The sequence below is a fragment of the Anoxybacteroides voinovskiense genome, assembly GCF_014196205.1.
In the GTDB taxonomy this organism is placed as follows: domain Bacteria; phylum Bacillota; class Bacilli; order Bacillales; family Anoxybacillaceae; genus Anoxybacteroides; species Anoxybacteroides voinovskiense.
This window is the reverse complement of record NZ_JACIDE010000041.1, coordinates 1-12233: the sequence shown is the minus strand read 5'-3', so window position 1 is coordinate 12233 and position 12233 is coordinate 1. Positions and strand designations below refer to the sequence as shown.

The following is a 12233-nucleotide window of genomic DNA, read 5'->3' as shown; positions in this document are numbered from 1 at the left end:
TCTTTTTTGCTCATCCCCCTTCTGTTCAAGGAATCCTCCCCTTGAAACATATGGAAGAGGATTTAGCTTCCTCCCACAAACATTTTACTCATACTTCCATAATTTTTGCTTCTCTTTATACATAATGATATAATAAAAGCAATTTGAGAAATAGGAGTGTTTTCTTTGTCGAAGTTAGCGGTAGGTAGCATTGTGAAAGGAACGGTGACCGGTATTCAGCCGTATGGTGCCTTTGTTGCAATTAGCGACGATATTCAAGGGCTTGTGCATATTTCGGAAGTTTCCCATCAGTTTGTGAAAGATATCCACGATTTTTTGAAGGTGGGAGACGAAGTTACCGTTAAAATCCTTTCCATTGATGAGAAAGCAAAGCGGGCGAGTTTGTCGATAAGAGCGGTAAAGGAAATACCGGCTTCGGACAAATTACGTCAACCAAAAGCAAAAGAGCTTCCCGAAACAGCGGGCGGCTTTCATATATTAAAAGAAAAATTAAAAGAATGGATCGAACAATCGAAAAACGAATAAACACTCACCGCGTGCGGTGAGTGTTTTTCACTTTCGTTGTACCGAGAGCTCCCCAGTCGCTTTATGTCCGCGATACTCTTGGTTCGGTGCGTCCAAGTTCAGCTGCTGGTTTAAATAAAAGCGCGAGGTTGATGAGCCCAGCAATACCGACGATTCCGTAAATAATGCGGGAAATCATCGAGTTTTGTCCGCCGAAAATAGCGGCTACTAAATCGAATTGAAAGAAACCAATTAAGCCCCAGTTAATCGCACCGATAATCGTAAAAAGTAGTGCAATGCGTTGAAGTGCACTCATTGAGGATTCCTCCCTTAAATTTAAATGGTTCGTTTATAGTGTGGATGGTTCATCGAAAAATATGCATCATTTGCAAGAAAAGCAAATTTCTTTACAGGAAGAGGAAAAAAGAACGATAATAAAGATGGTTTTTCATGATGGTTGAAGGAGGTAAATATATGCAAAACTTTGTGTTTCGCAATCCAACGAAACTAATCTTTGGAAAAGGACAACTCGAGCAGTTGAAAACAGAAGTGCCACGATATGGAACGCGTGTGTTATTAGTATATGGCGGTGGAAGCATTAAGCGAAACGGGCTGTACGATGAAGTGCATACTATTTTACATGAAATTGGTGCCGAAGTATTTGAACTTGCTGGTGTAGAACCGAATCCCCGTCTTTCTACCGTTCAAAAAGGAATCGACCTTTGCCGAAAAGAGAACATTGATTTCTTATTGGCTGTCGGCGGCGGCAGCGTTATTGACTGTACGAAAGCAATCGCTGCTGGAGTGAAATACGACGGCGACCCATGGGAGTTTATTGCGAAAAAAGCGCCAGTAACGGATGCCCTTCCGTTTGGCGTCGTGTTAACATTAGCAGCGACCGGCTCGGAAATGAATGCAGGTTCTGTCATTACCAATTGGGAAACGAAAGAAAAATACGGATGGGGAAGCCCAGTCACGTTCCCACAATTTTCGATTTTAGACCCGACGTATACGTTGACGGTTCCAAAAGAACATACCGTTTACGGAATGGTCGACATTATGTCGCATGTGTTTGAGCAATATTTCCATCACGTTCCAAATACACCGCTGCAAGATCGCATGTGCGAAGCGATATTAAAAACGGTCATCGAAACAGCGCCGAAGCTTGTCAATGACTTAGAAAACTATGAATGGCGGGAAACGATTTTATATTGCGGAACGATGGCGTTAAACGGTATTTTGCAAATGGGCGTGCGCGGCGATTGGGCGACGCATAACATTGAACATGCTGTATCTGCCGTATACGATATTCCACATGGTGGGGGGTTAGCGATTTTATTCCCGAATTGGATGAAGCACGTGCTTGATGAAAATGTCGCGCGATTTAAACAGTTAGCGATTCGTGTGTTTGATGTCGACCCGACTGGAAAAACAGATCGCGAAATTGCTTTAGAGGGAATTGAGAAGTTGCGTGAATTTTGGTCGAGTATTGGCGCCCCATCTCGTTTAGCGGATTATGGCATTGGAGAAGAGCATTTAGAAACGATGGCCGATAAAGCGATGGTGTTTGGCGCATTCGGCAACTTTAAAAAACTCACGCGCGAAGACGTATTAGCAATTTATCGTGCATCCCTATGACAAAGGGGCTGACTCAAAAGAGGGATTTTCCTTCATGGTTGTTGATTATCCATTATTTTACTAAAAAACACAGAATCATTTGACTGAACACAAGCTTTTCTGCCTCTTCCCTCGAACAAGAACGCCGGCGGGCAAATGTCATTTGCCCGCAAAGCGTTCATTGTTCGAGGAGGGCATGCGTACAGCATGCCCAGTCGGCAAGCGAACTTCTTGCCGACTACGGCAGAAAAGCTAGGAATAGAGCGAGGTCAACTGGTTTTTAATGGTTAATCAACACGCCTGATTTTCCTTAAACCAGACACAACATATAGTTTCTTGGTGATTGTTTTATACCTATATAAGGTAATGAGAAAAGGTGTCCCGTTCCTTTTGGGACACCCTCTCTTATTTTTAGAAAAATGTCAAAATGAATCCGTTTTCAACTTCTCGGTCGCCTTGATTATCATTGGCTGTTTCGCTAAAGTGTAAGAAGGTAAAACTTTTTTGTGGAGGAAACGATATGACACACATTCGATTCGATTATTCCAAAGCATTATCGTTCTTCGGAGAACATGAGCTTACATATTTACGCGATGCAGTAAAAGTAGCGCATCATTCGTTGCATGAAAAAACAGGAGCGGGGAACGACTTTTTAGGTTGGATTGACCTCCCGGTAGCATATGACCGTGAAGAATTTGCCCGCATTCAGCAAGCAGCGGAAAAAATTCAACAAGACTCGGACGTACTGCTTGTGATTGGCATCGGCGGCTCTTATTTAGGGGCGCGAGCAGCCATTGAGATGTTACATCACTCATTTTACAACGCATTGCCGAAAGAAAAACGCCGTACGCCGCAAGTCATTTTTGTCGGCAACAATATTAGCTCGACCTACATGAAAGACGTCATGGACTTATTAGAAGGAAAAGACTTCTCCATTAACGTCATTTCCAAATCGGGTACAACAACCGAGCCAGCGATTGCATTTCGCATTTTCCGCAAATTGCTCGAAGAAAAATACGGCAAAGAAGAAGCGCGCAAACGCATTTATGCAACCACCGACCGTGCACGCGGTGCGTTAAAGACGCTTGCAACCGAGGAAGGATATGAAACGTTTGTTATTCCAGACGATGTTGGCGGACGTTACTCAGTGTTGACGGCGGTCGGCTTGCTTCCGATTGCAGTGAGCGGTGCAAACATCGAAGCAATGATGAAAGGGGCGGCACAAGCACGCGAAGATTTCAGCAAATCAGAACTCGAAGAAAATCCAGCATACCAATACGCGGCTGTTCGCAACATTTTATACAACAAAGGAAAAACAATTGAAATGCTCGTCAACTATGAGCCAGCGTTGCAATATTTTGCGGAATGGTGGAAGCAATTATTTGGAGAGAGTGAAGGAAAAGACCAAAAAGGCATTTTCCCTGCTTCGGCAAACTTCTCGACAGACCTTCATTCATTAGGTCAATACGTTCAAGAAGGTCGCCGCGATTTATTTGAAACGGTATTGAAAGTCGAAATGCCGCGTCATGAGTTAACGATTGAAGCGGAAGAAAACGATCTTGACGGTTTGAACTACTTAGCTGGAAAAACGGTCGATTTCGTCAATACGAAAGCATTTGAAGGAACGTTGCTAGCTCATACAGACGGCGGCGTACCGAATTTAGTCGTGACATTGCCAACATTAGATGAATATACATTTGGGTATCTCGTCTATTTCTTTGAAAAAGCGTGTGCGATGAGCGGCTACTTGTTAGGGGTTAATCCGTTTGACCAACCAGGTGTTGAAGCATACAAAGTGAACATGTTCGCATTGCTTGGCAAACCAGGGTACGAAGAGAAGAAAGCGGAGTTAGAGAAACGGTTGAAATAAGAAAAGGGCTTCCTTGTGCAGGGAAGCCCTTTTAATATTGGTTATTTTGGGGCAACCTACGAAAAAAAGGAGGTTAGTTGCGATGATTGAAATTCCATCAGCATTGGAAGGAAAAACGTTTCGTTTATATAAGCTAGAAGCGGAATTGAAGCCGCTCGGCTATGTGATTGGGGGAAACTGGGACTATGACCACGGTTCCTTTGACTACAAAATCGATGACGAAAATGGTTACCAATTTTTGCGTGTTCCGTTTGAAGCAGTAGATGGGCAGCTTGATTCGAACGGGACAACGGTGAAGCTTGGGCGACCGTATTTGCTTTCGCATCAATACCAAATTGGGCTTGATGACAACGTTCATGTCGGTAATTTTGCCGCATCGTTTAACCAATTCGCCGAGCCGCAAGATCCAGACGCTCCGTTTCCGAAAAAATATATTCGTATTGGTCAAACGATAGTCAAGCAATTAGAAGACAAGCTGCTTAACACGTAACGACCAACAAGCGATCGCTGGGCAGAAGAACAATATCGGGGGAAGGATTCAAAAGAGTTGCTTCCCCTCGGGAAATTCCAAACGGAATCACTCCCCCTTCTATTAGCACTCGACAACTTTCACGAAATGTTCGCCCGATTATTTCATCTGGTACTTCGATGATTTGTAAATGTATTTCTTTCGACGTATATAAAAATTGTTCTAACATTACCGAAAAAACCGGAGACTCGATTGTATGAATAAACGCAAAGGTCGCTAATGCGTTCGTTTGAATGATTTCATCTGCCCCTGCTCGTTTTGCGTTAGCTGCTTGTTGCTTTGTTAAAACTTCTACAATGACATAAAGGGAAGGATGTACCCCTTTCATTGCGACGAGCGTTAAAATCGAGGCCATATCGGCGTCTGTTTCGTGTTTGTGCGGATCGGCGGTAATGACCGCCATTTTCGCTTTTGTAATATTTGCTTTTTGCAAAACGGAATCGTGCGATGGATTTCCTTTAATAAAGTGGACGCTTTTGTTTACGATTGGCAGCGAAGCGAGTGTTTCATCGATAATGACGAAAGAGGCGAACGGCTGCCGTTCGGTAAGTTGTCGCAATATTTCGCGCGTCCGCTCATTCCACCCGACAATCACGATATGCCCTTCTTTTGTATATGGAAGCTCTCCTTTTAGCAATGCGTTTTCTTTTGTTACCGCCGCGGCAGAAAGGGCGGCAAAATAAGCAGAAACAATACCGGTGCCAGCGAAAATAAGCGAAATTGCTACTAGCTTGCCAATAACTGTTTTTGGCACAATGTCACCGTAACCAACGGTTGCAGCAGTGACAATTGCCCACCAAATTCCATCGAAAAAGGAATGAAACGTGCTCGGCTCAATCACATGAATCATCCAACCAAAGCCAACAATCATTATCATCCCAAGAAGCAATGTCCTTACAACGAACGGAAGACGAAAATAAGCGTACTTCACAATGCACCCCCTTATGGGAATAGTTTGTACGAGTTTTTGATTTTTTTTACATATTTTTTTCGCAATGGTTCATACTATCGGTGAACGAGGGAGGTGTTTTTTGCAATGGATATGAATCGTGTGAAACAAATTGTGTCATCTCCAGCCGATATTCCTGTTCACTACCATGGAGTGTCTGTATGGATTGATAGCTATAACGAACAGCAGCAAACAGCTACTATCCATATGCGTGACGGGCATCTTCGCGAGAAGAGAGAAGTGCCGATTGCTGAATTAGAAGAAGGAAACGCCTAAAAAGGGGCGTTTTTTTTATTGCGAAAGAAAGTTTTCTAGCAATATTGTTTAAAATGTATGATAATACAACTAGAGAGGTGAAAAATGATGGGGAAAGTAGGACGAAACGATCCTTGTCCGTGCGGAAGTGGAAAAAAGTATAAGCAGTGCTGTGAAAAGAAACAAGATGTCGTATTTTTGAATGAAGTAATTACGCAAGAAGCGCTTCAACTACAGCAAGAATTATTTGAATATGCATTGACTCACTACGGGGATGCGTTAAGCGATTTTATTTTTCAACAAATTCAACATCTTCCCGTTGTTGCGGAGGAAGAGCAAGAAACGTTTATGCTATACGTGACGCAATGGGCAATATTTTGCGCGCCGATATTGGATGGACGAACGGCTGTCGAACATTATGCGCAGACGCGAAGCTCCAAAATTAAACGGGCAAGTACACGTAATTTGTTACGTTCCTGGACGAAGGAAGTTCCATCGTTTGCACGGGTGATAGAGCAAGAAACGAATCTAATTGTCGTCGAAGATATTTTTACAGGAGAGCAAAAGCGCGTCACGTTACAAGAAAATGAGACCATCGAGGTAGGGAATGTCGTCGTTGGGTTTCTCGTATCAATAGGGGCAACGTACACGTTTTTTCTTTCTCTTCTAGAGTTGGAAAAAGAAAGAGCGGATTGGCTTGTTGAGCGATTACAACGAAAACAAGAACAAGCAAACAAACCGCTTCGCCAGTGGCTAGCGACATCGTTCCCGGAATTATTGCATGAATGTTTTATGCCACTGCTTCCTGACGATTTTGAAATCGATGATCTTCAATGGGACGATCCAATTCATCAGCAAACGGCCTATCTTTTAAAAGAAAATATGGATCGTCTCCATGAACAAGAACCATTAACGAACATTGCGCTTGTTTTATGGCGCACGTATTGTGAGTTGGTTCATCCGACGATAAAAAAACCAGAATTGTATGCAGCAGCACTTCATTATTTAATCGTAGCCACCTTTTTCCCATATAAAGTAGCGACACAAAAAGACATTGCGGAACATTACGGGGTATCAAATAGCAGTCTATCAGCAAAGTATCGCGAAATGGAAGAAGTGCTCGCAGATTTTCTTCAACAAGTATATGAAAAACTCGAGGAACTTGATGACGATTGGGATGAGGAAGACTGGGAGGACGAGCTTGAGTTTTTCCCGCCCCAACATTCCCGAATCACCATGGAACGAGAATTACGCCAATTAGAGCGGGTCATTCAAGAAAAAGATTTTTCGTCGGTTGCAGAGGCAAACGAGTATATTCAAAAGGCGCTTCAAAATGGGAAAAAGCCAGTTGCTTCGCTGTCGCCAAAAGACGAAGCACAAGAGCTATTGTACCAAGCGTTTGAAGAAATGGACCGGAAAAAACGGCTCGACCTCGCGCATCGTGCATTGGCGATTTACCCAAACAGCCCAGATGCCTACAACATTTTAGGGGATGAATCCGTTGCGCTCGAAACAGCGATGAATTACTACAAACAAGGAATGATTGCTGGCGAAAAAGACCTCGGTAAACGATTTTTCCGAGAAAACAAAGGGCATTTTTGGGGGATTGTCGAAACGCGACCATATATGCGTGCGAAAGCCAACTATGCACAAGCTTTGTGGCAGTTAGGGGAAAAGGAAAAAGCGGTGGAGCAGTATGAGCAGCTATTGCAACTAAACCTAAACGATAACCAAGGCATTCGCTATTTATTATTGCCTGCCTATATTGAGCTAGGGAAATATGACGAGGCGGAAGAGTTGCTGGATCAATACAATGAAGCGACAGCAACGATGGATTATAATCGTTTGCTCGTTTCCTATTTGAAATATGGGCTGCATGAGGAACTAGAAGATTTATTAGAAGAAGCGATGATATCTAATCCGTATGTTATTGATTATTTATTGAAAAAGAAACGCTTGCCAAAAGAAGATCCGCTCTTTTTTAGCTTTGGTGATGACACGGAAGCAGTCATGTATGCAAAAGCTCATATTCACTTATGGCAACGAGAGCGAGAACTGCTAGAGTGGCTACGGGAAACGACTCGCATGCAGTGGAAAAAATAACGAAACGCAATCATTGCTTGCGTTTCGTTTTTCTAAGCGGGGGGGGAGAAAAACGTGAACATTCGAATAGCAACACGCGCTGATTTGCCAGCGATTGTCGAGATATATAACGAAACGATTCCAACAAGAATGGTGACCGCTGACTTAGAGCCGGTGTCTGTTGAAAGTCGGGAAAAATGGTTTTTCGAACATTCCGAAGAACGGCCGCTATGGGTCGTCGAACAAAATGGGAAAGTGTGTGCATGGCTAAGCTTTCGTTCCTTTTATGGACGACCTGCGTATCGCCATACGGTCGAAATCGGTATTTATATTGCACAAACGCAACGTGGAAAAGGTCTTGGCAAGCTGCTATTGCAAAAAGCAATTGACGAATGTCCGAAGTTAGGAATAAAAACGCTATTAGGCTTCATTTTTGCCCATAATGAACCGAGTTTGCGGCTTTTTTCCCGTTTTGGATTTGAAAAATGGGGGCATTTCCCAATGGTTGCTGAACTCGACGGAGTGGAACGAGATTTAATCGTCATGGGGAAACGAATCGAATAACGACAGCCAATGATGACCGTCTTTGGAAAATGCTCGTCACAAAAAGAAAAACCCTTGCCACGCAAGGGTTTTTCTTATAAGGTAAGAAAGTATAAAATTTTACGATTAGGCGGAGCGTTGTCTAGCTCCAAGCGCCATCGGCTCGAGTCGCTCCGCCCCACACTGCGGCGGCAACACACTGAGTTTGCTTCTTTGAAATATCCCACGCAAGCCAAAGCTTTGATTTGGCTGAGCCTCCTCGGTGGGGCTTGTGCGATCTTCGCCGATAGGCGGGCGCTTTGCGCTTTTCTTAATGGAGCATACCGGGCTCGAACCGGTGACCTTCGCGCTGCCAGCACGACGCTCTCCCAACTGAGCTAATGCCCCAAATGTAGCCTAACTTTATTATATTTATCTTCAAGCATTTTGCAAGACAAGCACAGCAAACGATTCGCGATTGGAATTATATACTAGTAGACAATATTCGACAAAATGTGATATTATGTGTTCGTCCATAGAATAGTGTGTTTCCCTTACGTTTCATAGCGTAAGGGGCTTTTTTGTCGAAAACAAACTCGAATTTTGTCGATTTTTTAAAAAATATCTAGACAAAATTCGACAAAATATGATATGATCAAATTGTCCATAGAATAGTATGTTTCCCTTGCGATATATATGCGCAAGGGACTTTTTTATGTTTATAAATTTTCAATTTCGACACTTGTAACGGAAGGGATGTTGCGAATCGAGTAATAGACGTCTGTAGCGGTTTGTTTTTGATAAATTGCCACTTTCAATTTCAGCAAATGGTGTTTCTCATCAATATCTTTAATGTGAAATGTTTTAATAGCAATTGTTTGCTGTCGAATGGCTTCGATGACATCATCAATCTTTTCAGCGCGAGAAATAGTAAGTTGTAGTAAAATCTCTTTTTCCCTTAGCTGTTTTGGCCCGAAGAGCGCAGTGAGAAGCGGGATAAGTTCAACGCTCACAATTAATAAGGCAACACTGACAATCGCCTCCCAATAAAACCCTGCTCCAACAGCAATGCCGATCCCGGCTGCCCCCCATATTAACGCTGCGGTCGTTAAGCCAGAAACGCTGTCATTCCCTCTTCGTAAAATAACCCCTGCTCCTAAAAAACCGATTCCTGAAACGATTTGTGCTGCTAGACGAAGTGGATCCATCGTGATATGGTCCTTTAAAGGGAAGATGTAGGCAGATTCAATCGATACAATCGTTAGCAGGCAGCTCGAGATAGAAATGACAAGGCACGTTTTTAACCCTACAGGTTTTCGTTTTAACTCCCTCTCTAGACCAATAACAAGTCCTAATACTGCGGAAATACCTAGTTTTATAAAAAGATGAAAATCCATATTTTTCCCCTCTTTTTCTTTAAATGATGCTATAATCATTATAAAACGTTTTGTGAGAGGTGGGTTATGAAATCATCGAATTTATTGAAGCCGTATATTGCGATTGCCATTGGAGCATTATCCGTATCGACGTCGGCCATTCTTGTAAAATGGGCGCAAGCTCCGTCAGCTATAATCGCGTTTTATCGGCTCTTTTTTACTGTTTTGTTGATGACTCCGTTTGTTCTTCCGTATGCACATGAATGTCGAAAAATTTCGAAAAGAGATTGGTTATTTTCTGTTGCTGCTGGTGTTTTGTTGGCGTTTCATTTTATTCTTTGGTTTGAATCATTGAACTATACGTCGGTGACAAGTTCTGTCGTGCTTGTTACGCTCCAGCCGTTGTTTGCTTTTGTTGGCGGCTATATCTTTTTTAAAGAAAAGTTAACCATTAGTGCATTTTTTAGCGGGTTGCTTGCGATTTTCGGAAGCGTTATTATTAGCTGGGGTGATTTTCAAGTTAGTGGAGCCGCGCTATTCGGTGATGTGCTGGCACTGCTTGCTTGTGCGATGGTAACAGGATATTGGCTTGTTGGGCAAGAATTAAGAAAAAGACTGTCGCTTATGACGTATACATATATTGTATATAGCGTTAGTTCGTTGACGCTCCTTGTTTATTCGCTTATCCTTCGTTACCCATTAGTTGCGTATAAGAAAACAGATTGGTTTTGTTTTCTTTTGTTAGCGCTCGTACCGACGTTACTTGGCCATTCATTGATGAACTGGTCGATGAAATGGCTTAGTGCAACTACTATTTCGATGAGCATTTTATTTGAGCCGGTAGGAGCAGCCGTTTTAGCTTATTTTTTGCTTGATGAAATGATTCAGCCGCTTCAATGGATTGGTGGAACGTTAATTTTAACAGGTATCGGAACGTATTTATGGGGAGAAAATCGAAAACGGCCGCTATCTGTACAAGAAAGTGGATGAACCGATTGAACCGATCCCCATTTTGCTTCGTTCGACAGAAAGTTGTGGTTGCCCAATAGAACGAACGAAGGTGGATAAATAACGAAAGTCGATTCGCGTAGTTTGCGCTAATAAATAAGCCGACTTTTTCGCTGCTGGTTTTCGTCGTTTATTTAACGCAGCAATCACTTCTTCTTTCGATTTAATGCCGATCCCGTGCCCATAATAAAGACCGTTGCCTAAGTAAATGGTGTTTTCGCCTTGCCACTGTGGCATCGAAGGGTCTACATCAGGGTTTTTAAAATAAAGGCAGTCACCGGGGATGTAGTCATCCCCTTTTTTTGTTGTGATGTTCAAATCTTTGTCTACATGCCAATCGTACAGAAGAAGATCGTCGAATAACTTATCGAATATCTCCTGTTTTATTGTATCTAATACGGCTTTGTAAAAAATAATAACGATTGCAGTTGCACATTCAAACGCATATAGTTGACTGTTAATAAAAATATCATTAATTGCAGCGCTAGGAGCGACCCCTTTTTTTAGCTCAAATCCCCCTAAACGATTTCTCTGCCAATATCGCTCGTTGCATTTGGAAAACTGAAAAATAGTAAAGCGGGCAGCACTTTTTGCCAATTCGACAGAAGTTTGGAGAATGCGTTCGCGCACAACTAATTCGAATTGAAGTTGCTGTTTGCTTTCGTACGAATACATCTGTTTTTCTTTCACTAACGTTTGAAAGACCATCTGTTGTTCCTTAGACAGTGTGGCAGAGGAAAAAAACGAATCGTCCACAACGGTGTGTTGAATTTGAATCATAGTTATCCACTCCTTTCAATAGCTTCATAGAAAACAAACGCACTTTTTGTGGATAAAGAGGATAATATTATCCACAAGATGTTAATAACAATAGTATAAATCGAAATAAAAAAGGATTTATTGTGGATAATGATTGTTTTTTTGTGGATAGACTGTTGATAGTTATACTTACAAAAAATATATTTCCTTTGCACATATCCATAAACCGACAGCAGCCCTAATGCTTTTTACAGCAATGTACATTTAGCGACGTTTTGGCATTTGACAGTTGAATGGATTATTTGTATGCTACTTTACAAAGATTTATGTTGTTGAAAGAAAAAACACAAAAAAAGTATTGCATTTTTAAAAATTACATGATAAATTATTAAACGTCGCTGCGGAACGATGTGGTGACTAAAAAAATAGTTGACAATCGCATTTTAGTTGTGATAGGATGAAAAAGCCGTTTTTTGAGGCGATGTTCTTTGAAAACTGAACAAAACGAAGCGTCAATAAGAAAAGCGGAGGACGCCCGCTTATCGACGAAACGCGCTGGAGGGTCTGCGAGGAGGCTATTGCCGCCGCAGCAGAACCGAAGCGTCGCGAGTCGATGGCGTCCGAAGCTAGACAATAGCCAACGTTAAAAGCTAAGGTATACTCTTTTTGGAGAGTTTGATCCTGGCTCAGGACGAACGCTGGCGGCGTGCCTAATACATGCAAGTCGAGCGGATCGAATAGGAGCTTGCTTCTATTCGGTTA

At 42.4% G+C, this 12233-nt stretch carries 13 protein-coding genes, 1 tRNA gene and 1 rRNA gene; 10 read left to right on the top strand and 5 right to left on the bottom strand.

Translation table 11 applies throughout. The annotated features are described in order from the left end of the window. Positions 1-165 precede the first annotated feature (165 nt). Positions 166-525, top strand: coding sequence for a S1 domain-containing post-transcriptional regulator GSP13 (yugI, locus tag GGR02_RS16800; protein ID WP_183186089.1), 360 nt, complete (start codon positions 166-168; stop codon positions 523-525). 61 nt (positions 526-586) lie between these two features. Here the strand turns inward: yugI and GGR02_RS16795 are convergent, their stop codons facing one another. Then, positions 587-820 (bottom strand): DUF378 domain-containing protein, encoded by a 234-nt coding sequence (locus GGR02_RS16795; protein ID WP_183186088.1) that lies wholly within the window; start codon positions 818-820, stop codon positions 587-589. A 158-nt stretch (positions 821-978) separates the two neighbouring features. On the opposite strand from GGR02_RS16795, the gene GGR02_RS16790 reads away from it, so the two are divergent. The 4 genes from GGR02_RS16790 to GGR02_RS16780 all read left to right on the top strand — a co-directional run bounded on the left by GGR02_RS16790 (position 979) and on the right by GGR02_RS16780 (position 4481). Next, positions 979-2142 (top strand): iron-containing alcohol dehydrogenase, encoded by a 1164-nt coding sequence (locus GGR02_RS16790; protein WP_183186087.1) that lies wholly within the window; start codon positions 979-981, stop codon positions 2140-2142. A gap of 135 nt (positions 2143-2277) precedes the next feature. Beyond that, positions 2278-2412 carry a hypothetical protein gene (locus tag GGR02_RS17710; RefSeq protein ID WP_260175204.1) on the top strand — a complete coding sequence of 45 codons (135 nt, stop codon included), beginning with the start codon at positions 2278-2280 and terminating at the stop codon, positions 2410-2412. A gap of 229 nt (positions 2413-2641) precedes the next feature. Then, entirely contained in the window at positions 2642-3991 is a 1350-nt protein-coding gene (locus tag GGR02_RS16785; protein WP_183186086.1) for a glucose-6-phosphate isomerase, read from the top strand. Positions 3992-4073: 82 nt separating this feature from the next. Continuing rightward, a complete protein-coding gene (locus GGR02_RS16780; RefSeq protein ID WP_183186085.1) occupies positions 4074-4481 on the top strand; it encodes a YugN-like family protein in 408 nt (135 codons plus the stop codon). Here the strand turns inward: GGR02_RS16780 and GGR02_RS16775 are convergent. Then, the gene (locus GGR02_RS16775; RefSeq protein WP_229706270.1) at positions 4471-5451 is read right to left on the bottom strand and encodes a potassium channel family protein; all 981 of its coding nucleotides are present in this window, start codon (positions 5449-5451) and stop codon (positions 4471-4473) included. The two genes, GGR02_RS16780 and GGR02_RS16775, sit on opposite strands and share 11 nt — an antisense overlap. A 105-nt stretch (positions 5452-5556) precedes the next feature. On the opposite strand from GGR02_RS16775, the gene GGR02_RS16770 reads away from it, so the two are divergent. The 3 genes from GGR02_RS16770 (at position 5557) to GGR02_RS16760 (ending at position 8370) form a co-directional block, all read left to right on the top strand. Then, positions 5557-5745 (top strand): H-type small acid-soluble spore protein, encoded by a 189-nt coding sequence (locus tag GGR02_RS16770; RefSeq protein ID WP_183186084.1) that lies wholly within the window; start codon positions 5557-5559, stop codon positions 5743-5745. An 87-nt stretch (positions 5746-5832) separates the two neighbouring features. Then, a complete protein-coding gene (locus GGR02_RS16765; RefSeq protein WP_183186083.1) occupies positions 5833-7827 on the top strand; it encodes an SEC-C metal-binding domain-containing protein in 1995 nt (664 codons plus the stop codon). A 54-nt stretch (positions 7828-7881) separates the two neighbouring features. Continuing rightward, positions 7882-8370, top strand: a complete 489-nt coding sequence (locus GGR02_RS16760; RefSeq protein ID WP_229706269.1) for a GNAT family N-acetyltransferase — start codon at positions 7882-7884, stop codon at positions 8368-8370. Positions 8371-8663: 293 nt separating this feature from the next. On the opposite strand, the gene GGR02_RS16755 is transcribed toward GGR02_RS16760, so the two are convergent. Continuing rightward, positions 8664-8736: transfer RNA gene (locus GGR02_RS16755), tRNA-Ala, on the bottom strand. 311 nt (positions 8737-9047) lie between these two features. Continuing rightward, on the bottom strand, positions 9048-9725 hold the full coding sequence (locus GGR02_RS16750; protein ID WP_183186082.1) for an MgtC/SapB family protein: 678 nt from the start codon (positions 9723-9725) through the stop codon (positions 9048-9050). Positions 9726-9791: 66 nt separating this feature from the next. Between GGR02_RS16750 and GGR02_RS16745 the strand changes: the two genes are divergently transcribed. Next, on the top strand, positions 9792-10694 hold the full coding sequence (locus GGR02_RS16745; RefSeq protein WP_183186081.1) for a DMT family transporter: 903 nt from the start codon (positions 9792-9794) through the stop codon (positions 10692-10694). On the opposite strand, the gene GGR02_RS16740 is transcribed toward GGR02_RS16745, so the two are convergent. Continuing rightward, the gene (locus tag GGR02_RS16740) at positions 10671-11492 is read right to left on the bottom strand and encodes a protein-glutamine gamma-glutamyltransferase (protein WP_183186080.1); all 822 of its coding nucleotides are present in this window, start codon (positions 11490-11492) and stop codon (positions 10671-10673) included. The two genes, GGR02_RS16745 and GGR02_RS16740, sit on opposite strands and share 24 nt — an antisense overlap. A 642-nt stretch (positions 11493-12134) precedes the next feature. Here GGR02_RS16740 and GGR02_RS16735 point away from each other — a divergent pair. After that, a 16S ribosomal RNA gene (locus GGR02_RS16735) occupies positions 12135-12233 on the top strand; the annotation flags it as partial.

Bases quoted from the DNA above. Each gene is read 5' to 3' on its own strand.
- GGR02_RS16740 (WP_183186080.1), bottom strand. From the start codon at position 11,492: ATGATTCAAATTCAACACACCGTTGTGGACGATTCGTTTTTTTCCTCT.
- GGR02_RS17710 (WP_260175204.1), top strand. From the start codon at position 2,278: ATGTCATTTGCCCGCAAAGCGTTCATTGTTCGAGGAGGGCATGCGTAC.
- GGR02_RS16780 (WP_183186085.1), top strand. From the start codon at position 4,074: ATGATTGAAATTCCATCAGCATTGGAAGGAAAAACGTTTCGTTTATAT.
- GGR02_RS16765 (WP_183186083.1), top strand. From the start codon at position 5,833: ATGGGGAAAGTAGGACGAAACGATCCTTGTCCGTGCGGAAGTGGAAAA.
- GGR02_RS16790 (WP_183186087.1), top strand. From the start codon at position 979: ATGCAAAACTTTGTGTTTCGCAATCCAACGAAACTAATCTTTGGAAAA.
- GGR02_RS16745 (WP_183186081.1), top strand. From the start codon at position 9,792: ATGAAATCATCGAATTTATTGAAGCCGTATATTGCGATTGCCATTGGA.
- GGR02_RS16795 (WP_183186088.1), bottom strand. From the start codon at position 820: ATGAGTGCACTTCAACGCATTGCACTACTTTTTACGATTATCGGTGCG.
- GGR02_RS16785 (WP_183186086.1), top strand. From the start codon at position 2,642: ATGACACACATTCGATTCGATTATTCCAAAGCATTATCGTTCTTCGGA.
- GGR02_RS16750 (WP_183186082.1), bottom strand. From the start codon at position 9,725: ATGGATTTTCATCTTTTTATAAAACTAGGTATTTCCGCAGTATTAGGA.
- GGR02_RS16770 (WP_183186084.1), top strand. From the start codon at position 5,557: ATGGATATGAATCGTGTGAAACAAATTGTGTCATCTCCAGCCGATATT.